The 20,455-nt window shown below is 61.4% G+C and carries 16 protein-coding genes; all 16 read left to right on the top strand.

Annotation, left to right across the window (positions count from 1 at the left end; genetic code table 11):
- The first annotated feature begins 11 nt into the window (after positions 1-11).
- Entirely contained in the window at positions 12-767 is a 756-nt protein-coding gene (gene uppS / locus HU767_RS06695) for a polyprenyl diphosphate synthase (protein WP_186705497.1), read from the top strand.
- Complete coding sequence (locus HU767_RS06690) at positions 767-1,573, top strand: phosphatidate cytidylyltransferase (RefSeq protein WP_186728923.1); 807 nt, start codon at positions 767-769, stop codon at positions 1,571-1,573. The genes uppS and HU767_RS06690 overlap by 1 nt, the downstream gene beginning before the upstream one ends.
- Complete coding sequence (gene ispC, locus HU767_RS06685) at positions 1,570-2,760, top strand: 1-deoxy-D-xylulose-5-phosphate reductoisomerase (RefSeq protein WP_186728921.1); 1,191 nt, start codon at positions 1,570-1,572, stop codon at positions 2,758-2,760. The genes HU767_RS06690 and ispC overlap by 4 nt, the downstream gene beginning before the upstream one ends.
- 52 nt (positions 2,761-2,812) lie before the next feature.
- Positions 2,813-4,165: an RIP metalloprotease RseP gene (gene rseP, locus HU767_RS06680; protein ID WP_186728919.1), complete on the top strand. Its 1,353-nt coding sequence runs from the start codon at positions 2,813-2,815 to the stop codon at positions 4,163-4,165.
- Positions 4,166-4,239: 74 nt separating this feature from the next.
- Positions 4,240-6,627, top strand: coding sequence for an outer membrane protein assembly factor BamA (bamA, locus tag HU767_RS06675; protein ID WP_186705501.1), 2,388 nt, complete (start codon positions 4,240-4,242; stop codon positions 6,625-6,627).
- A 45-nt stretch (positions 6,628-6,672) separates the two neighbouring features.
- Positions 6,673-7,176 carry an OmpH family outer membrane protein gene (locus HU767_RS06670; RefSeq protein ID WP_003184901.1) on the top strand — a complete coding sequence of 168 codons (504 nt, stop codon included), beginning with the start codon at positions 6,673-6,675 and terminating at the stop codon, positions 7,174-7,176.
- Between the two features lie 3 nt (positions 7,177-7,179).
- Entirely contained in the window at positions 7,180-8,235 is a 1,056-nt protein-coding gene (gene lpxD / locus HU767_RS06665) for a UDP-3-O-(3-hydroxymyristoyl)glucosamine N-acyltransferase (RefSeq protein WP_186705502.1), read from the top strand.
- A gap of 105 nt (positions 8,236-8,340) precedes the next feature.
- Entirely contained in the window at positions 8,341-8,781 is a 441-nt protein-coding gene (fabZ, locus tag HU767_RS06660; protein WP_003184897.1) for a 3-hydroxyacyl-ACP dehydratase FabZ, read from the top strand.
- On the top strand, positions 8,778-9,554 hold the full coding sequence (gene lpxA / locus HU767_RS06655; RefSeq protein WP_003198252.1) for an acyl-ACP--UDP-N-acetylglucosamine O-acyltransferase: 777 nt from the start codon (positions 8,778-8,780) through the stop codon (positions 9,552-9,554). Before fabZ ends, lpxA begins: the two co-directional genes overlap by 4 nt.
- A 2-nt stretch (positions 9,555-9,556) precedes the next feature.
- The gene (gene lpxB, locus HU767_RS06650; protein WP_186728917.1) at positions 9,557-10,687 is read left to right on the top strand and encodes a lipid-A-disaccharide synthase; all 1,131 of its coding nucleotides are present in this window, start codon (positions 9,557-9,559) and stop codon (positions 10,685-10,687) included.
- On the top strand, positions 10,684-11,337 hold the full coding sequence (gene rnhB, locus HU767_RS06645) for a ribonuclease HII (protein WP_186728915.1): 654 nt from the start codon (positions 10,684-10,686) through the stop codon (positions 11,335-11,337). Before lpxB ends, rnhB begins: the two co-directional genes overlap by 4 nt.
- A 190-nt stretch (positions 11,338-11,527) precedes the next feature.
- Positions 11,528-15,049 carry a DNA polymerase III subunit alpha gene (gene dnaE, locus HU767_RS06640; protein ID WP_186705506.1) on the top strand — a complete coding sequence of 1,174 codons (3,522 nt, stop codon included), beginning with the start codon at positions 11,528-11,530 and terminating at the stop codon, positions 15,047-15,049.
- Positions 15,050-15,198: 149 nt separating this feature from the next.
- A complete protein-coding gene (locus HU767_RS06635; protein WP_053182408.1) occupies positions 15,199-16,146 on the top strand; it encodes an acetyl-CoA carboxylase carboxyltransferase subunit alpha in 948 nt (315 codons plus the stop codon).
- 150 nt (positions 16,147-16,296) lie between these two features.
- On the top strand, positions 16,297-17,622 hold the full coding sequence (tilS, locus tag HU767_RS06630; RefSeq protein WP_186728913.1) for a tRNA lysidine(34) synthetase TilS: 1,326 nt from the start codon (positions 16,297-16,299) through the stop codon (positions 17,620-17,622).
- 274 nt (positions 17,623-17,896) lie between these two features.
- Positions 17,897-19,528: a CTP synthase gene (locus tag HU767_RS06625; protein ID WP_003184880.1), complete on the top strand. Its 1,632-nt coding sequence runs from the start codon at positions 17,897-17,899 to the stop codon at positions 19,526-19,528.
- Positions 19,529-19,532: 4 nt separating this feature from the next.
- Positions 19,533-20,378 carry a 3-deoxy-8-phosphooctulonate synthase gene (kdsA, locus tag HU767_RS06620; RefSeq protein WP_053118876.1) on the top strand — a complete coding sequence of 282 codons (846 nt, stop codon included), beginning with the start codon at positions 19,533-19,535 and terminating at the stop codon, positions 20,376-20,378.
- The last annotated feature ends 77 nt before the right edge of the window (positions 20,379-20,455 follow it).

Genomic DNA, 20,455 nt, shown 5'->3' with positions numbered 1-20,455 from the left:
GTCTCGTTTTCATGGAAAAGACCAAGCAGGCCGTGCCGTTCGCGGTGCCGCGCCACGTGGCGATCATCATGGACGGCAACAACCGCTGGGCCAAGAAACGCTTTATGCCTGGCGTCGCCGGGCACAAGGCGGGGGTCGACGCTGTGCGTGCGGTCATCGAGGTGTGCGCCGAGGCAGGGGTCGAGGTGCTGACCCTGTTCGCCTTCTCCAGCGAGAACTGGCAGCGCCCGGCCGATGAAGTCAGCGCCTTGATGGACCTGTTCCTCAAGGCCCTGCGTCGCGAGGCCAAGCGCCTCAGCGATAACAAGATCAGCTTGCGCATCATCGGTGACCGCTCGCGCTTCCATCCTGAATTGCAGGCTGCGATGCGTGAAGCCGAAGCCGCGACGGCGGGTGCCAATCGGTTCGTCCTGCAAATCGCCGCCAACTATGGTGGCCAATGGGACATTGCCCAGGCTGCGCAGCGGCTGGCGCGGGAAGTCCAGGCCGGGCACTTGCGTCCAGAAGACATCACCCCTGAGCTGCTACAGACTTGCCTGGCGACCGGTGACCTGCCGTTGCCGGACCTGTGCATCCGTACCGGTGGCGATCATCGCATCAGCAACTTCCTGCTCTGGCAATTGGCTTATGCCGAGCTGTACTTCTCCGACCTGTTCTGGCCGGACTTCAAACACGAAGCCATGCGCACCGCATTGGCCGATTTCGCTTCCCGTCAGCGTCGTTTCGGTAAAACGAGCGAGCAGATCGAAGCTGGAGCCCGGATTTAATGCTTAAACAACGAATCATCACTGCCTTGATCCTGTTGCCCATCGCCCTGGGTGGTTTCTTCCTGCTCGAAGGTGCCGGTTTTGCGCTGTTCATCGGGCTGGTCGTGACCCTGGGCGCATGGGAGTGGGCGCGGCTGGCGGGTTTTCCTGCACAGTCGGCGCGGGTGGCCTACGCAGCGGCCGTGGCGGCCATGCTGTTCATCATGTACGTGGTGCCCGGCCTCGCGCCTTGGGTGCTGGGGGCTGCGGTGCTGTGGTGGGCGACGGCGACCTTCCTGGTCCTGACCTACCCACGGACCACGCATCACTGGGCCAACGCGGCGACCAAGCTGGTCATCGGCCTGTTGATCCTGCTGCCGGCCTGGCAGGGGCTGATCTGGATCAAGCAAGGTCCGCTGGGCAACTGGCAGATCATGGCCGTGATGGTGTTGGTCTGGGGCGCCGATGTCGGGGCCTACTTCTCCGGCAAGGCCTTCGGCAAGCGCAAGCTGGCGCCGAAAGTCAGTCCCGGCAAGAGCTGGGAAGGGGTCTATGGTGGCCTGGTCCTGAGCCTGGTGATCACCACGGTGGTCGGCTTCGTACGGGACTGGACGGTCGCGCAACTGTTCATGGGCCTTATTGGCGCGGCCCTGATCGTCTTTGTGTCGGTGGTCGGCGACCTGACCGAAAGCATGTTCAAGCGTCAATCCGGGATCAAGGACAGCAGTAACCTGTTGCCCGGTCACGGTGGCGTGCTGGATCGCATCGACAGCCTGACGGCGGCGATCCCGATCTTTGCGGTGCTGTTGTGGATGGCGGCATCGTGAGTCGCCCCCAGCAGATCACTGTTCTTGGCGCGACCGGTTCGATTGGCCTGAGTACGCTTGACGTCATCGGTCGGCATCCGGAGCGCTACCAGGTGTTTGCCCTCAGTGGCTTCACGCGCTTGAGTGAATTGCTGGCGTTGTGCATTCGCCACGCCCCGCGGTTTGCCGTGGTGCCTGAGGCTGGCGTGGCGCGGGCGTTGCAGGACGATCTGCGCGCAGCCGGCTTGCAAACCCGCGTGTTGGTAGGGGAGGAGGGCCTCTGCCAAGTGGCTTCCGACCCCGAAGTCGACGCCGTGATGGCGGCGATCGTCGGTGCGGCGGGCTTGCGTCCGACGCTGGCGGCGGTGGAAGCCGGCAAGAAGATCCTGCTGGCCAATAAAGAAGCGTTGGTGATGTCCGGCGCGCTGTTCATGCAGGCTGTACGCAAAAGCGGCTCGGTGTTGTTGCCCATCGACAGCGAACACAATGCGATTTTTCAATGCATGCCGCAGGATTTTTCCCGTGGTCTCGGTGCGGTAGGGGTTCGGCGGATTTTGCTGACGGCCTCCGGTGGTCCGTTCCGGCAGACGCCGCTGGAAGAATTGGTGCATGTTTCTCCCGAGCAGGCCTGTGCGCACCCGAACTGGTCCATGGGGCGCAAGATCTCGGTGGATTCGGCCAGCATGATGAACAAGGGGCTGGAGCTGATCGAGGCCTGCTGGCTGTTCGATGCCAAGCCGACGCAGGTCGAGGTGGTGATTCACCCCCAGAGCGTGATTCACTCCCTGGTGGACTACGTCGACGGTTCGGTGCTGGCCCAGTTGGGCAATCCGGACATGCGCACGCCGATCGCCAACGCCCTGGCCTGGCCGGAGCGCATCGACTCGGGCGTTGCGCCGCTGGATTTGTTCGCCATCGCGCGCCTGGATTTCCAGGCGCCCGATGAGCAGCGTTTCCCCTGCCTGCGCCTGGCGCGCCAGGCGGCCGAGGCGGGCAACAGTGCACCGGCCATGCTTAACGCTGCCAATGAGGTGGCCGTTGCCGCGTTTCTCGATGGACGTGTCCGTTATCTCGAGATCGCGAGTATCATCGAGGAAGTCTTGAACCTCGAAGCCGTGGTTTCGGTCGAGGACCTCGATACGGTATTCACGGCGGATGCCAGGGCTCGTGAGTTGGCGGGCCAATGGCTGCAGCGCCACGGGCGTTGAAGCTGCGATACGTTAGCCAGGGTTGCCCTGGACAGGATTGCGGAGAAAACAGATGAGCGCGCTCTATATGATTGTCGGCACCCTGGTTGCGCTGGGGGTGTTGGTCACCTTTCACGAATTCGGTCATTTCTGGGTCGCGCGTCGCTGTGGCGTCAAGGTCCTGCGTTTTTCCGTGGGCTTTGGCATGCCATTGCTGCGTTGGCACGACAAGCAAGGCACCGAGTTCGTCGTGGCGGCTATCCCGCTGGGCGGCTACGTCAAGATGCTCGACGAGCGTGAAGGCGAAGTCCCGGCCGATCAGCTCGACCAATCCTTCAATCGCAAGAGCGTCCGCCAGCGTATCGCCATCGTCGCGGCGGGACCGATTGCCAACTTCCTGCTGGCCTTGGTGTTTTTCTGGGGCCTTGCGATGCTGGGTAGCGAGCAGGTGCGTCCGGTCATCGGTGGCGTAGAGGCTGGCAGCGTAGCCGCTCGTGCCGGGCTGGGTGCCGGGCAGGAAATCGTCGCGATCGACGGCGAGCCGACATCGGGCTGGGCGGCGGTCAACCTGCAGCTGGTACGTCGCCTGGGTGAGAGCGGTTCGTTGCAGTTAATGGTGCGCGAGCAGGGTTCCACGGTGGATTCGCCGCGCGAACTGATCCTGGACAACTGGCTCAAGGGCGCCGACGAGCCGGATCCGATCCGGTCCCTGGGGATCAAGCCTTGGCGTCCGGCGTTGCCGCCGGTTCTCGCCGAACTCGACCCGAAAGGCCCGGCCCAGGCTGCCGGCCTGAAGACCGGCGATCGGTTGCTGGCCCTCGATGGCCAGCCGGTCAGCGACTGGCAGCAGGTGGTCGACTCGGTTCGTGTACGTCCTGATACCAAGATTATGCTGCGCATCGAGCGCGACGGTGCTCCAATCGACGTCCCGGTGACCCTGGCCGCCCGTGGCGAAAGCAAGGCGCCGACCGGTTACCTGGGGGCGGGCGTCAAGGCGGTCGATTGGCCACCGGAAATGATCCGCGAAGTCAGTTTCGGCCCTGTGGCGGCGATTGGCGAGGGTGCGCGTCGTACTTGGACCATGAGCATCCTGACGCTGGACTCGCTCAAGAAAATGTTGTTCGGCGAGCTCTCGGTAAAAAACTTGAGTGGACCGATAACCATTGCTAAAGTGGCGGGCGCTTCTGCCCAGTCGGGCGTCGCTGATTTCCTGAATTTCCTTGCTTATCTGAGCATTAGCCTGGGGGTTCTGAATTTGCTGCCCATCCCGGTACTGGATGGGGGGCATCTGCTGTTTTATCTGATCGAGTGGGCGCGTGGTCGTCCCTTGTCGGATCGGGTGCAAGGTTGGGGGATACAGATCGGTATCAGCTTGGTGGTCGGGGTCATGTTGCTTGCCCTCGTCAACGATCTGGGTCGTCTGTAACGCTTCGCTGAATTGCGAATCTGCCGCATTTTGCGGCAGTTTGTTTATTGCCAGTTGGAATAAGAAAGGACTTCATGAAACGTCTGCTGCTAACTGCGGTTCTCACCGTATTGATGATCGCCGAAGTTCACGCCGAGTCCTTCACTATCTCTGATATTCGCGTCAACGGCCTCCAGCGGGTTTCCGCGGGTAGCGTCTTTGGTGCCTTGCCGTTGAACGTCGGCGAGCAGGCGGATGATCGGCGCCTGGTGGAATCCACGCGTGCGCTGTTCAAGACCGGCTTCTTTCAAGATATCCAGCTAGGCCGTGACGGCAATGTCCTGGTCATCACGGTAGTCGAGCGCCCGTCGGTCGCCAGTATCGAGATCGAAGGCAACAAGGCGATCTCCACTGAAGACCTGATGAAGGGCCTCAAGCAGTCCGGCCTGGCCGAAGGCGAGATCTTCCAGCGCGCCACCCTCGAAGGCGTGCGTAACGAGCTGCAACGCCAGTACGTCGCCCAGGGCCGCTACTCGGCCACCGTCGACACCGAAGTGGTGCCGCAGCCGCGCAACCGCGTCGGCCTGAAGGTCAACATCAACGAAGGCACCGTGGCGGCCATCCAGCACATCAACGTGGTGGGCAACACGGTTTTCCCGGATGAAGACCTGATCGACCTGTTCGAACTCAAGACCACCAACTGGCTGTCGTTCTTCAAGAACGATGACAAGTACGCCCGTGAAAAACTCTCCGGTGACCTGGAGCGCCTGCGTTCCTACTACCTGGACCGTGGCTACATCAACATGGACATCGCTTCCACCCAGGTGTCCATCACCCCGGACAAGAAGCACGTCTACATCACCGTCAACGTCAACGAAGGCGAGAAGTACACCGTTCGTGACGTCAAGCTCAGCGGTGACCTGAAGGTTCCCGAGGACCAGGTCAAGTCGCTGCTGCTGGTGCAGAAGGGCCAGGTATTCTCGCGCAAGCTGATGACCACCACGTCCGAGCTGATCACCCGCCGCCTGGGTAACGAGGGCTACACCTTCGCCAACGTCAGCGGCGTGCCGCAGCCGCACGATGAAGACCATACCGTCGACATCACCTTCGCCGTGGACCCTGGCAAGCGTGCCTACGTCAACCGCATCAACTTCCGTGGCAACACCAAGTCCGAGGACGAAGTGCTGCGCCGTGAAATGCGCCAGATGGAAGGTGGCTGGGCGTCGACCTACCTGATCGACCAGTCCAAGACCCGCCTGGAGCGCCTGGGCTTCTTCAAGGAAGTCAACGTCGAGACGCCGGCCGTGCCGGGCGTCGATGACCAGGTCGATGTGAACTACAGCGTCGAAGAGCAGGCTTCCGGCTCGATCACCGCCAGCGTCGGTTTCGCCCAGAGCGCCGGCCTGATCCTCGGTGGCTCGATCACCCAGAACAACTTCCTGGGCACCGGTAACAAGGTCAGCATCGGCTTGACCCGCAGCGAATACCAGACCCGCTACAACTTCGGTTTCGTGGACCCCTACTGGACCGCTGACGGCGTGAGCCTGGGCTACAACGCCTTCTACCGCACCACCGACTATGACGAACTCGATTCCGATGTCTCCAGCTATGCAGTAGACAGCTTGGGTGCCGGCGTCAACGTAGGTTATCCAATCAGCGAGACTTCGCGTCTTACATTCGGCCTCACCGCCCAGCAGGACGAGATCAGCACCGGCCGCTATACCGTTGACGAGATTTTCGATTTCGTCGATAAGGAAGGCGACAAATACCTGAACTTCAAAGCCTCTGTTGGTTGGTCCGAGTCGACCTTGAACAAGGGTGTGTTGGCAACCCGTGGCCGTTCCCAGAGCCTGGTATTGGAAACCACCACGCCTGGCAGCGACTTGTCGTTCTTCAAGCTCGATTACCGCGGCCAATTGTTCCAGCCGCTGTCTGACAACTACACCATGCGCTTGCACACCGAGCTTGGTTATGGCGATGGTTACGGTTCGACCGATGGCCTGCCGTTCTACGAGAACTACTACGCCGGTGGTTTCAACTCGGTACGTGGCTTCAAGGACAGTACCTTAGGCCCACGCAGTACGCCGAGTCGCGGTGCAGCTGAGACTGGCAACCAGGGGACCATCCGGGACCCGGATCAGGATCCGCTGCCATTCGGTGGTAACGTCCTGATTCAGGGCGGGGTTGAATTGCTGTTCCCCATGCCGTTCGTCAAGGATCAGCGCTCCCTGCGTACCTCGGTATTCTGGGACGTGGGTAACGTATTCGACTCCAGTTGCGATAAACCTACCAACAACAATGGCACGTCATCCAACGCAGAGTGCAACGACATCAGCCTCAGCAACCTGGCCAGCTCCGTCGGTGTGGGCGTGACCTGGGTCACCGCACTGGGTCCTTTGAGCTTCGCGTTGGCGATGCCGATCAAGAAACCGGATGACGCTGAAACCCAAGTGTTCCAATTCTCCCTCGGCCAGACGTTCTAAGCGTCCGGCCCAAGATAACGACAATGGATTTTGTAGGAGTGCATCGTGCGTAAGTTGACTCAATTGGTTCTCCTGGCGACCGTACTGGTTGCCGGTCCGGCTTTTGCCGACATGAAGATTGCCGTGCTGAATTATCAGATGGCCCTGCTGGAATCCGACGCGGCGAAGAAATACGCCGTGGATGCCGAGAAAAAATTCGGCCCGCAACTGACCAAGCTCAAGGGCCTGGAAAGCAGCGCCAAGGGTATCCAGGACCGTCTGGTCGCCGGTGGCGACAAGATGGCCCAGGGTGAGCGCGAGCGTCTGGAGCTGGAATTCAAGCAAAAGGCCCGTGACTTCCAGTTCCAGTCCAAGGAGCTGAACGAAGCGAAAGCTGTTGCCGACCGCGAAATGCTCAAGCAACTCAAGCCGAAACTCGACAGCGCTGTGGAAGAAGTCATCAAGAAAGGTGGTTTTGACCTGGTGTTCGAGCGTGGCGCAGTGATCGATGTCAAGCCTCAATACGACATCACGCGCCAAGTGATCGAGCGCATGAATCAGCTGAAGTAATCCATGACAGCGACTATCAAGCTCGGCCAGTTGGCCGAGTTCCTCGGCGCCACCCTGCGTGGCGACCCGGAGAAGGCAATTACTGGGCTAGCCACTTTGCAAGAGGCTGGCCCAGCTCAGTTGAGCTTTCTGGCAAATCCCCAGTACCGCAAGTATCTGGCTGACTGCCGGGCGGCTGCGTTGTTGCTCAAGGCTGCCGATGCCGATGGTTTTGCCGGCGATGCCTTGATCGTGCCCGATCCGTACCTGGCGTATGCCCGCATTTCCCATCTGTTCGATCCCAAGCCGACATCGGCCGCCGGTATTCATCCCAGCGCTGTGATCGCCGCAGATGCCGTGGTTGACCCCACGGCCAGCGTCGGCCCGTTCGTGGTCATCGAAAGCGCGGCCCGAATCGGCGCTGGTGTCACGCTGGGCGCCCATTGTGTCATTGGTGCGCGCAGCGAGATCGGCGAAGGCGGCTGGCTGGCGCCACGGGTTACCCTGTATCACGACGTGCGCATCGGCAAGCGGGTGGTGATCCAGTCCGGTGCCGTGCTGGGCGGGGAAGGGTTCGGTTTTGCCAACGAGAAGGGCATCTGGCAGAAGATCGCCCAGATCGGCGGTGTCACCATTGGCGATGACGTGGAGATCGGCGTCAACACTGCGATCGACCGCGGTGCCTTGGCCGACACGGTCATCGGCAATGGCGTCAAGCTCGACAACCAGATCCAGATCGCCCACAACGTCCAGGTCGGTGACCACACCGCCATGGCCGCCTGCGTGGGCATCTCCGGCAGCACCAAGATCGGCAAGCACTGCATGCTCGCCGGTGGCGTAGGCCTGGTGGGCCATATCGATATCTGTGACAACGTGTTCCTGACCGGGATGACCATGGTGACCCACTCGATTACCGAGCCAGGTGCCTATTCTTCCGGCACAGCCATGCAGCCGGCAGCCGAATGGCGCAAGAGCGCGGCGCGTATCCGCCAGCTCGACGACATCGCGCGGCGCCTCAAGCAGGTGGAAAAGCGTGTAGGGGACGTGACCCCTGGCGGTAATGCTTCATCAGATGGCTGATACCATTTCCATATCAAGTGTGCACAGCCGTTAGGGCATCTTGATTTGCTAGCGGAGTGCGCGTCACTCGTGCGCTCCCAATCTTTACATAGGCTTCCCCCCGAAATGATGGACATCAACGAGATTCGCGAATACCTGCCTCACCGTTACCCGTTCCTGCTGGTGGATCGGGTGGTGGACCTGGACGTTGAAGGCAAGCGCATTCGCGCCTATAAGAATGTCAGCATCAACGAGCCGTTCTTCAATGGTCACTTCCCCGCGCATCCAATCATGCCGGGCGTATTGATCATCGAGGCGATGGCCCAGGCTGCCGGGATCCTTGGTTTCAAAATGCTCGACGTAAAGCCTGCCGACGGCACGCTCTATTACTTCGTCGGCTCCGACAAGCTGCGCTTCCGCCAGCCGGTCACGCCGGGCGATCAATTGATCCTCGAAGCCAAGTTCATCAGTTGCAAGCGCCAGATCTGGAAGTTCGAATGCCAGGCTTCGGTCGACGGCAAGCCAGTCTGCTCCGCTGAAATCATCTGTGCGGAACGCAAACTATGAGTTTGATTGACCCTCGCGCAATCATCGATCCGACGGCCGTCCTGGCCGCCGATGTCGAGGTCGGCCCGTGGTCGATTGTCGGCGCAGGTGTGGAAATCGGCGAGGGTACGGTGATCGGTCCCCACGTAATTCTCAAGGGACCGACCCGGATTGGTCGTCACAATCGCATCTACCAGTTTTCCTCGGTAGGCGAGGACACGCCCGATCTCAAGTACAAAGGTGAAGAAACCCGCCTGGTCATTGGCGATCACAACGTGATCCGCGAAGGCGTGACGATTCACCGTGGCACTGTCCAGGACCGTTCCGAAACGACCCTGGGCGACCACAACCTGATCATGGCTTACGCACACATCGGCCATGACAGCGTGATTGGCAACCATTGCATCCTGGTCAACAACACCGCGTTGGCCGGCCATGTGCACGTGGACGATTGGGCGATCCTGTCCGGGTTCACCTTGGTGCACCAGTATTGCCATATCGGCGCCCACAGCTTTTCTGGCATGGGCACCGCCATCGGCAAGGATGTCCCGGCCTATGTCACGGTGTTCGGCAACCCGGCCGAAGCCCGCAGCATGAACTTCGAAGGCATGCGCCGTCGGGGTTTCAGCGAAGAGGCGATTACCGCGCTGCGCCGTGCCTACAAAGTGGTGTACCGCCAGGGCCTGACCGTCGAGCAGGCGCTCGCCGAACTGGCCGAGGCGTCGGCACAGCACCCGGAAGTCGCGATTTTCCGCGATTCCATCCAGTCTTCGACCCGCGGCATCACTCGCTGACCATGGCTAACGTGCGCGTTGCACTGGTGGCGGGAGAGGCTTCCGGTGACATTCTGGGCGCGGGTCTGATGCGAGCGCTCAAGGCGCAGCACCCTGCGGTGGAATTCATCGGCGTCGGCGGGCCTTTGATGCAGGCCGAGGGCCTGACCTCCTATTTTCCGATGGAGCGCCTGTCGGTGATGGGCCTGGTGGAAGTGCTCGGTCGCCTGCGTGAGCTGCTGGCTCGACGCAAGAAGCTGATCCAGACCCTGATTGACGAAAAACCGGATGTGTTCATCGGCATCGATGCGCCGGATTTTACCCTCAATATCGAGCTCAAGTTGCGTCAGGCCGGGATCAAGACCGTGCACTACGTCAGCCCGTCAGTCTGGGCCTGGCGGCAGAAGCGCGTGCTGAAGATCCGCGAAGGCTGCGACCTGATGCTGACGCTGCTGCCGTTCGAGGCCCGCTTTTACGAAGAAAAGGGCGTGCCGGTGCGGTTTGTCGGGCACACCCTGGCCGATACCATTCCCCTGGAAGCCGACCGCGAGGCCGCTCGCCAAGCGTTGGGTCTGCCCAACGGGCCGCTGGTGGCCTTGATGCCCGGCAGCCGCGGTGGCGAAGTGAGTCGCCTGGGTGGCTTGTTCTTCGACGCCGCCGAACGTCTTCTGGCGCTGCGCCCCGGTGTGCGGTTTGTCCTGCCGTGTGCCAGTGCCCAGCGTCGCGTCCAACTGGAAGCCTTGTTGGACGGTCGCGATTTGCCGGTAACGTTGCTCGACGGTCGCTCCCATGACGCACTGGCGGCCTGTGACGCCGTGTTGATTGCCTCCGGCACGGCTACCCTTGAGGCGTTGCTGTTCAAACGCCCGATGGTGGTCGCCTATCGCCTGGCGCCGCTGACGTTCTGGATTCTCAAGCGCATGGTCAAGAGCCCCTACGTCTCCTTGCCGAACCTGCTGGCCCAGCGTCTGTTGGTGCCGGAACTGCTGCAAGACGATGCGACTGCCGAGGCGCTGGCCACCACGCTGTTGCCCTTGATCGATGGCGGCGAGGAACAGACCCGGGGCTTTGACGAAATCCATCGTACCCTGCGTCGCGATGCCTCCAACCAGGCGGCTGACGCGGTACTGACCCTGATTGGCGCAAAACCATGAGCAACGTAAAGCTACAGATGGGCCTGGACTTCAACCTGGTCGCCGAAGTGGAAGAGCTGGTGGCCGGTGTCGATGAAGTGGGGCGCGGCCCTTTGTGTGGCGCGGTGGTGACGGCGGCGGTGATTCTCGACCCTAAGCGGCCAATCCTCGGCCTGAATGATTCGAAGAAACTCACGGAAGCCGGTCGCGAAAAACTCTACGACGAAATCTGCGAGAAGGCCCTGAGCTGGTGCATCGCTCGGGCCGAAGTCGAAGAAATCGATGAACTCAATATCCTGCACGCCACCATGCTCGCCATGCAGCGTGCCGTGCAAGGGCTGCATATCACGCCGAAGCTGGCGATGATCGATGGCAATCGCTGCCCGAAACTGTCGATGCGCGCCGAAGCGGTGATCCAGGGCGACGCCAAGGTGCCGGCCATTGCGGCGGCCTCGATCCTTGCGAAGGTCAGTCGCGACCGGGAAATGGCCGCCTTCGAATTGATTTACCCGGGGTATGGCATCGGTGGCCACAAGGGTTACCCGACCCCCGTTCATCTCGAAGCCCTGGCGCGCCTTGGGCCAACGCCGATTCATCGGCGATCGTTTGCCCCGGTGCGGCTGGCTTATGAGGCCCGTGATGGGTTGATCGAAAGCGAGGGGTTCACCTGATCGTGGCGAGGGAGCTTGCTCCCGCTGGGCTGCGCAGCAGCCCCCCCTTCTTATGGGCGCTTCGCACCCAAGCGGGAGCAAGCTCCCTCGCCACGGGTTCGAGTGGACAGCGCGGTTGCTGGCTGATGTTTTACCCAAGGCCCGGTACAATCCGGGCCTTGTTGTTTTCATGACTTAACGCAGGATCACTATGCCGGCTTCATTCGTTCATCTACGCCTGCACACTGAATACTCCCTGGTCGACGGTCTGGTGCGGATCAAGCCCCTGGTCAAGACCCTGGTGGGCATGAACATGCCTGCCGTGGCGGTCACCGACCAGAACAACATGTGTTCGCTGGTCAAGTTCTACAAGGCTGCCATGGGCGCCGGGATCAAGCCGATCTGTGGCGCCGACCTGTGGCTGTCGAACAAGGACCCGGACGCGCCGCTGAGCCGGATCAGCCTGTTGGTGATGAACGCCCTCGGTTATCGCAACCTCACCGAGTTGATCTCCCGCGGCTTTATCGACGGCCAGCGCAACGGCTCGATCATCATCGAGCGCGAGTGGGTGGCCGAGGCCAGCGAAGGGCTGATCATGCTGTCCGCGGCCAAGGAAGGTGAAATCGGCCTGGCCCTGCTCAGCGGCAACCCCGAGGAAGCCGAGACCCTGGCCCGAGACTGGATGGCGGTGTTTCCGGATCGCTTCTACATCGAAGTGCAGCGCACCAACCGTCCCAATGACGAAGAACACCTGCACGCCGCCGTGGCCTTGGCCGACAAGATCGGCGCGCCGCTGGTGGCGACCAACGATGTGCGGTTCATCAAGCAGGAAGATTTCGAAGCCCACGAAACGCGGGTTTGCATCGGTGAGGGCCGCGCCCTCGACGACCCGCGTCGGTCAAAGAACTACAGCAATCAGCAATACCTCAAGAGCGCCGAGGAAATGGCCGAGTTGTTCAGCGACCTGCCCGAGGCGCTGGAAAACACCGTCGAGATCGCCAAGCGCTGCAACATCGACGTGAAGCTGGGCAAGCACTTCCTGCCCAACTTCCCGATTCCCGATGGCATGACCATCGATGAGTATTTTCGCAAGGTGTCCTTCGACGGTCTCGAAGAGCGCCTTAGCGTCCTGTTGCCCAAGGACACCACCGAAGACTACGAAGCCAAGCGCCAGGTCTATGTCGATCGGTTGAATTTCGAACTGGATATCATCATCCAGATGGGCTTTCCCGGTTACTTCCTGATCGTGATGGACTTCATCCAGTGGGCCAAGAACAACGGCGTGCCGGTGGGTCCTGGCCGTGGATCGGGTGCCGGGTCCCTGGTGGCCTACGTGCAGAAGATCACCGACCTCGACCCGCTGGAATATGACCTGCTGTTCGAACGTTTCCTCAACCCGGAACGGGTCTCCATGCCCGACTTCGACGTCGACTTCTGCATGGACGGTCGCGACCGGGTGATCGACTACGTGGCCGAGAAGTACGGCCGCAACGCGGTGAGCCAGATCATCACCTTCGGTTCCATGGCCGCCAAGGCGGTGGTGCGTGACGTGGCGCGGGTGCAGGGCAAGTCCTACGGTTTGGCGGATCGTCTGTCGAAGATGATTCCGTTCGAAGTCGGCATGACCCTGGAGAAAGCCTACGAGCAGGAAGAAATCCTGCGGGACTTCATCAAGGTCGACGAAGAGGCCGCGGAAATCTGGGAGATGGCCCGCAAGCTCGAAGGCGTGGTGCGTAACGTCGGCAAGCATGCCGGTGGCGTGGTGATCGCGCCAACCAAGCTGACGGACTTCTCGCCGATCTATTGCGACGAAGAAGGCGACGGCCTGGTGACCCAGTTCGACAAGGACGACGTCGAGGCGGCAGGCCTGGTGAAGTTCGACTTCCTCGGCCTGCGGACCCTGACGATCATTGACTGGGCGCTGAAGACCATCAACCGCGACCGGGCCAAGGTCGGCGAAGAACCGCTGGACATTGCCTTCATCCCACTGGATGACAAGCCGACCTACAGCCTGTTGCAAAAAGCCGAAACCACGGCGGTGTTCCAGCTTGAATCCCGGGGCATGAAGGAGCTGATCAAAAAGCTCAAGCCCGACTGCCTGGAAGACCTTATTGCACTGGTGGCCCTGTTCCGTCCGGGGCCTCTGCAATCGGGCATGGTGGATGACTTCATCAACCGTAAGCACGGTCGCGCCGAGCTGGCCTACCCGCACTCGGATTATCAGTACGAAGGCTTGAAACCGGTGCTGGCACCGACCTACGGCATCATCCTGTATCAGGAACAGGTGATGCAGATTGCCCAGGTCATGGCCGGTTACACCCTCGGCGGCGCGGACATGCTGCGCCGGGCCATGGGTAAGAAAAAGCCCGAGGAAATGGCCAAGCAGCGCGGCGGTTTCATTGAAGGTTGCGCGACCAACGGCATCGACCCTGACCTGGCCGGTAACATTTTCGACCTGGTGGAAAAATTCGCCGGCTACGGCTTCAACAAATCCCACTCCGCCGCCTATGGCCTGGTGTCGTACCAGACCGCGTGGCTGAAAGCGCATTACCCGGCGCCGTTCATGGCGGCGGTACTGTCGGCGGATATGCACAACACGGACAAGGTCGTGACCTTGATCGAAGAAGTGCGAACCATGAAGCTGCGCCTCGACGCGCCGGACGTGAACGCTTCGGAGTTCAAGTTCACGGTGAACGACGAGGGCCGGATCATCTATGGCCTCGGCGCGATCAAGGGCGTGGGCGAGGGGCCGGTGGAAGCCATCACCGAAGCGCGCCAGGATGGGCCGTTCAAGGACCTGTTCGACTTCTGCGCGCGGGTCGACCTCAAACGCATCAACAAACGCACCCTCGACGGTTTGATCCGCAGTGGCGCCCTGGACCGGTTGGGACCTTATTTTCACGACGAGCCAAAGGCCTACCAGGCCAACATCGACCGCAACCGCGCGGTCTTGCTGGCGGCGATGGAAGAGGCGATCAAGGCCGCCGAACAGACCGCCCGCACCCACGACAGCGGCCACGCCGACCTGTTTGGCGGGCTGTTCGTCGAGGAGGACGCCGATGTCTACGGCAACCATCGCAAGGCCAAGGAGCTGACCCTCAAGGAACGTCTCAAGGGTGAAAAAGACACCCTGGGCCTGTACCTGACCGGTCACCCGATCGACGAATACGAAGGCGAGATCCGCCGTTTCGCCCGCCAGCGCATCATTGACCTCAAGCCGGCGCGCGACACCCAGACCGTCGCCGGCATGATCATCGCCCTGCGGGTAATGAAGAACAAAAAGGGCGACAAGATGGGCTTCATCACCCTCGACGACCGCTCCGGGCGTATCGAGGCGTCACTGTTCGCCGATGCGTTCCATTCGGCGCAGTCGTTGTTGCAGACCGACGCGATGGTGGTGGTGGAAGGCGAGGTCAGTAACGATGACTTCTCCGGTGGCCTGCGGCTGCGGGTCAAGCGCGTGATGAGCATGGAAGATGCCCGCACCAACCTGGCCGAGAGCCTGCGCCTGAAGTTGCAGACCCAGGATCTGAAGGGCGATCAGCTACGCTGGTTGGGCGAGTTGTTCAAGCGCCATCGCGGTGCTTGCCCGATCACCATGGAGTACGTACGCCCCGATGCCAAGGCCGTGCTGCAGTTCGGCGAAGGCTGGCGGATCGATCCGGCGGATGCGTTGATTCAAGCCTTGCGTGACCAGTTCGGCAAAGACAACGTCTTCCTCCAATACCGTTGACGGCCAGGGGCCACCGTTGAAACCGGAAAGCCCCTGATCTCGACCCGAATTTTTAATCTCGACCTGAACGCGCCTCTCCCTTAAGGTAGGCGCGAATAGACAACCGGCCGGCCCAAGCTCTCTTGGACGTCGACCCTAGACGGACGCCTATGAACCCGAATTTTCTAGATTTCGAACAGCCGATCGCCGACCTGCAAGCCAAGATCGAAGAGTTGCGCTTGGTCGGTAATGACAATTCGCTGAATATCGGCGATGAAATCTCTCGTCTGCAGGACAAAAGCCGCACGCTGACCGAAGACATCTTTGGCAAGCTGACCAGTTGGCAGATTGCCCGCCTGGCGCGGCACCCTCGTCGTCCCTATACCCTGGACTACATCGACCACATCTTCACCGAGTTCGATGAGCTGCACGGCGACCGTCACTTCTCCGACGACGCCGCGATCGTCGGCGGCGTTGCCCGCCTGGACGACCAGCCGGTGATGGTCATCGGTCATCAGAAAGGTCGCGAAGTGCGTGAGAAGGTACGCCGCAACTTTGGCATGCCGCGTCCGGAAGGCTACCGCAAGGCGTGCCGCCTGATGGAAATGGCCGAGCGCTTCAAGATGCCGATCCTGACCTTCATCGACACCCCGGGTGCCTACCCAGGCATCGATGCCGAAGAGCGCAACCAGAGCGAAGCGATTGCCTGGAACCTGCGCGTCATGGCGCGGCTGAAAACCCCGATCATCGCCACCGTGATTGGCGAGGGCGGTTCCGGCGGTGCGTTGGCCATCGGTGTCTGCGACCAGCTGAACATGCTGCAATACTCCACTTACGCGGTGATCTCGCCGGAAGGCTGCGCCTCGATCCTGTGGAAAACCGCCGAAAAGGCGCCGGATGCCGCCGAAGCCATGGGCATTACCGCCGAGCGTCTCAAGGGGCTGGGCATCGTTGATAAAGTGATCAACGAGCCAGTGGGTGGCGCCCATCGCGACCCAGCCGCAGCCGCAGCGCTGATTCGTGCGGAGCTGAGTTCGCAGCTGTCGATGCTCAAGAAGTTCGACAACGACGCGCTGCTGACCCGTCGCTATGAGCGGTTGATGAGCTACGGTCTCTGATCTGACCAAGCCTCCAGCAGTTGTGGGGAGCCGATGTGGGAGCGGGCTTGCTCGCGAAAGCGGTTTAACATTCAGCCCATGTGTTGACTGATTTACCGCCTTCGCGAGCAAGCCCGCTCCCACATTTGATTTGTGCCAAGGCTGAGACCGATGAACGCAAGCAACGATCTGCCAAGCCGCCTGCTGGCCCAGCTCATTCCCTGGCGCAACGCCGCCACCTGGCGCATCGCCTTCTCCGGTGGTCTCGACTCCACCGTCCTGTTGCACCTGCTCGCGACCCTTTCGCAACACCACGCCTTGCCCGCGCTGAGCGCCATCCATGTGCATCACGGCCTTCAAGCTGTGGCCGATGCTTGGCCGGAGCATTGCCGTTCGGTCTGTGCGGCCCTGGGCGTGCCGTTGGACGTGGTGAATGTACACGTGCGTCCCGGCGCCAGTGTCGAGCGCGCTGCCCGCGAGGCGCGTTACGCCGCCTTCGTCGCGGCGATCGGCAGTCATGAAGTGCTGCTCACCGCCCAACATCTTGATGATCAGGCAGAGACCCTGTTGTTTCGCCTGCTGCGGGGGGCGGGGGTGAGGGGGCTGGCGGCGATGCCACGGCAGCGGCCATTGGGCCAGGGGCATCTGCTGCGGCCGTTGCTCGATGTGTCCCGCTTGGAGCTGGAAGCCTATGCGGCACAGCAAGGCTTGAGCTGGATCGACGACCCGTCCAACGACGATCACCGGTACGCGCGCAATTACCTGCGCCAGCGGGTTTTTCCGATGCTGGCCGAGCACTGGCCGCAAGCCTCGCCAACCCTGGCTCGCGGCGCAGCGCACATGGGCGAAGCCCAAGGCTTGCTGGACGACTTGGCGCGGATCGACCTGGCCCAGTCCGCCACCCCGTGTGCGTTCGACTGGCTTGGGCTGCGATCCCTGGCGCTGGCGCCTTTGCGGGCGTTGTCGCCGGCCCGTCAGCGCAATGCCTTGAGCCACTGGCTGGCGCCGCTGACCCTGCTGCCCGACAGCGATCACTGGGCGAGCTGGGATTCGTTGCGCGATGCCGCGGACGATGCCCGGCCAGTCTGGCGCCTGGCCGGTGGCGAATTGCACCGGGCCGGCGGGCGGGTCTGGTGGTTATCCGACCACTGGCTGTCTTCGCCGCCAGGCGCCGTCGATTGGGCGGATCCGGCGGTTGCGCTGCGCTTGCCGGGCAATGGTCAGCTGGTGCTCAACGGCAAGCCGCCTGCGGGACCGCTTAGCGTGCGCTATCGTCAAGGCGGCGAAGTGATGGTGCTACCTGGCCGTGGTCATCGTGATCTCAAGCGTTTGCTCAACGAAAAGGGCGTGCCGGCGTTCGTTCGCGACCGATTGCCGCTGCTCTATCAGGGCGAGCAATTGCTGGCGGTGGCCAACCTGGCCGGCCTCGATGCACAGGCTGATGGCAGTTGGCAATTGATCTGGACGCCAGGAAACCAAGATCTGGGTTTGAGCTGAAAGGGGCTTTCCGGTAGACTACGCTCCCTTCTTGATACAACTTCTGTGGATTCGCCTGAATTGCAGGAGTTGCCGATTACCAAGCAGTCTTTGCTGGGCGATTCCAAAAAATGTGTAGCGAGCAACGTACCGGTGATTTCACTTCCGGTCTGTCCCAACGCGGCGGTTTTTTTGAAAGGTGCACTGTGATTAATGCAGGTGATCGGGGGCTTCGGCCTTCCTTCGCTTTCCCCGGCGGCTCGGACCGCTTTAACGCAGACTTCTAGGGTTTTTCATGACGCGCTACATATTCGTCACGGGCGGTGTTGTTTCTTCATTGGGGAAAGGCATTGCCTCGGCTTCATTGGCGGCCATCCTGGAGGCGCGGGGACTTAAGGTCACCATGCTCAAGCTGGACCCGTACATCAACGTCGACCCGGGCACCATGAGCCCGTTCCAGCACGGTGAAGTGTTCGTCACCCACGACGGCGCCGAGACCGACCTGGACCTGGGCCACTACGAGCGGTTCATCCGCACGACCATGACCCAGAACAACAACTTCACCACCGGCCGTGTCTATGAGCACGTCCTGCGCAAGGAGCGTCGTGGTGACTACCTGGGCGCGACCATCCAGGTCATCCCGCACATCACCGACGAAATCAAGCGCCGCATCATCAAGGGTGCCGGCGACGCCGACGTGGCGATGGTGGAAATCGGCGGTACCGTGGGCGATATCGAGTCCCAGCCGTTCCTCGAAGCCATCCGCCAGTTGCGTTTCGAAATCGGCGCCAAGCGCGCGATGCTGATGCACCTGACACTGGTGCCGTACATCGCCACCGCCGGCGAAACCAAGACCAAGCCTACCCAGCATTCCGTCAAGGAGCTGCGTTCCATCGGCCTGCAGCCGGACGTGCTGATCTGCCGCTCCGATCACCCGATCGACATTTCTTCGCGCCGCAAGATCGCCCAGTTCACCAACGTCGAAGAGCGCGCGGTCATCGGCCTGGAAGACGCCGACACCATCTACAAGATCCCGGGCATCCTGCATTCCCAAGGCCTGGACGATTTCGTCGTCGAGCGTTTCGGCCTGCAATGCGCCGGCGCCGACCTGTCCGAATGGGACGCCGTGGTCGATGCCAAGCTCAATCCGGAACACGAAGTCACCATCGCCATGGTCGGCAAGTACATGGAGCTGCTGGACGCCTACAAGTCGCTGATCGAAGCGATGAGTCACGCCGGTATCAGCAACCGCACCAAGGTCAACCTGCGCTACATCGATTCCGAAGACATCGAGAACCAGGGCACCGGCCTGCTCGAAGGCGCCGATGCGATCCTCGTGCCGGGCGGCTTCGGCCTGCGGGGCGTGGAAGGCAAGATCACCGCCGTGCAATACGCTCGTGAAAACAAGGTGCCGTACCTGGGGATCTGCCTGGGCATGCAAGTGGCGGTCATCGAGTTCGCCCGTAACGTGCTGGGCTGGAAAGACGCCAACTCCACCGAATTCGATCGCGCCAGCGGCCACCCGGTCGTCGGCCTGATCACCGAGTGGGAAGATGCCACCGGCGCCGTGGAAGTGCGTACCGAAAGTTCGGACCTGGGCGGCACCATGCGTCTCGGTGCCCAGGAATGCCTGCTCGAAGCCGGCTCCAAGGTGCACGATTGCTACGCCAAGGATGTGATCGTCGAGCGTCACCGTCATCGCTACGAAGTGAACAACAACCTGCTGCCACAACTGATCGAGGCCGGCCTGAAGATTTCCGGTCGCTCCGGTGACGGCGCGCTGGTGGAAGTGGTGGAGTCCCCGGACCATCCATGGTTCGTCGCCTGCCAGTTCCACCCCGAGTTCACCTCGACGCCACGGGACGGTCATCCGTTGTTCAGCGGTTTCGTGAAGGCCGCTTTGGCTCAACACCAGAAAAAGGCATAAGACGATGGCCCAGAAAATCATCCGCGTCGGCGATATCGAGATTGCCAACGACAAGCCCATGGTGCTGTTCGGCGGCATGAACGTACTGGAAAGCCGCGACATGGCGATGCAGGTCTGCGAGGAGTACGTGAAGGTCACCCAGAAACTGGGGATCCCTTATGTGTTCAAGGCCAGTTTCGACAAGGCCAACCGCTCGTCCGTGACGTCCTACCGTGGCCCGGGCCTGGAAGAAGGCATGCGAATCTTCCAGGACATCAAGCAAGCCTTCGGCGTGCCGATCATCACCGACGTCCACGAGCCTGCCCAGGCCGCGGTCGTCGCCGAGGTCTGCGACATCATCCAGTTGCCGGCCTTCCTGTCGCGCCAGACCGACCTGGTGGTCGCGATGGCCAAGACTGGCGCGGTGATCAACATCAAGAAGGCCCAGTTCCTCGCGCCCCAGGAAATGAAACACATCCTGAGCAAGTGCGAAGAGGCTGGCAACGACCAGTTGATCCTCTGCGAGCGGGGTTCGAGCTTCGGCTACAACAACCTGGTGGTGGACATGCTCGGCTTCGGCATCATGAAGCAGTTCGAGTACCCGGTGTTCTTCGACGTGACCCACGCGCTGCAAATGCCTGGCGGTCGCTCCGATTCCGCGGGTGGTCGTCGTGCCCAGGTCACCGACCTGGCCAAGGCCGGTATCAGCCAGTCCCTGGCTGGCCTGTTCCTTGAAGCCCACCCTGACCCTGACAACGCAAAGTGCGACGGCCCTTGTGCCTTGCGCTTGAACAAGCTGGAACCTTTCCTGTCTCAGCTCAAGTCGCTGGATGAGCTGGTCAAGGGTTTTCCGACGATAGAAACCGCGTAACGCGGTTTTCTCCGGTAAAGTACCGCTCGATTATCGCTCTGGCCCGCTGGCCGCACTGCTCTTGTGGGAGCATGGCT

The sequence above is a fragment of the Pseudomonas sp. SWRI179 genome (assembly GCF_014268705.1).
GTDB lineage: Bacteria > Pseudomonadota > Gammaproteobacteria > Pseudomonadales > Pseudomonadaceae > Aquipseudomonas > Aquipseudomonas zanjanensis.
This window is presented reverse-complemented; position numbering and strand designations above follow the sequence as displayed.

Excerpts from the sequence above, each read along its gene's own strand:
- uppS (WP_186705497.1), top strand. The coding sequence starts at position 12 with ATGGAAAAGACCAAGCAGGCCGTGCCGTTCGCGGTGCCGCGCCACGTG.
- HU767_RS06690 (WP_186728923.1), top strand. The coding sequence starts at position 767 with ATGCTTAAACAACGAATCATCACTGCCTTGATCCTGTTGCCCATCGCC.
- rseP (WP_186728919.1), top strand. The coding sequence starts at position 2,813 with ATGAGCGCGCTCTATATGATTGTCGGCACCCTGGTTGCGCTGGGGGTG.
- bamA (WP_186705501.1), top strand. The coding sequence starts at position 4,240 with ATGAAACGTCTGCTGCTAACTGCGGTTCTCACCGTATTGATGATCGCC.
- lpxD (WP_186705502.1), top strand. The coding sequence starts at position 7,180 with ATGACAGCGACTATCAAGCTCGGCCAGTTGGCCGAGTTCCTCGGCGCC.
- fabZ (WP_003184897.1), top strand. The coding sequence starts at position 8,341 with ATGATGGACATCAACGAGATTCGCGAATACCTGCCTCACCGTTACCCG.
- lpxA (WP_003198252.1), top strand. The coding sequence starts at position 8,778 with ATGAGTTTGATTGACCCTCGCGCAATCATCGATCCGACGGCCGTCCTG.
- lpxB (WP_186728917.1), top strand. The coding sequence starts at position 9,557 with ATGGCTAACGTGCGCGTTGCACTGGTGGCGGGAGAGGCTTCCGGTGAC.
- rnhB (WP_186728915.1), top strand. The coding sequence starts at position 10,684 with ATGAGCAACGTAAAGCTACAGATGGGCCTGGACTTCAACCTGGTCGCC.
- dnaE (WP_186705506.1), top strand. The coding sequence starts at position 11,528 with ATGCCGGCTTCATTCGTTCATCTACGCCTGCACACTGAATACTCCCTG.
- HU767_RS06635 (WP_053182408.1), top strand. The coding sequence starts at position 15,199 with ATGAACCCGAATTTTCTAGATTTCGAACAGCCGATCGCCGACCTGCAA.
- tilS (WP_186728913.1), top strand. The coding sequence starts at position 16,297 with ATGAACGCAAGCAACGATCTGCCAAGCCGCCTGCTGGCCCAGCTCATT.
- HU767_RS06625 (WP_003184880.1), top strand. The coding sequence starts at position 17,897 with ATGACGCGCTACATATTCGTCACGGGCGGTGTTGTTTCTTCATTGGGG.
- kdsA (WP_053118876.1), top strand. The coding sequence starts at position 19,533 with ATGGCCCAGAAAATCATCCGCGTCGGCGATATCGAGATTGCCAACGAC.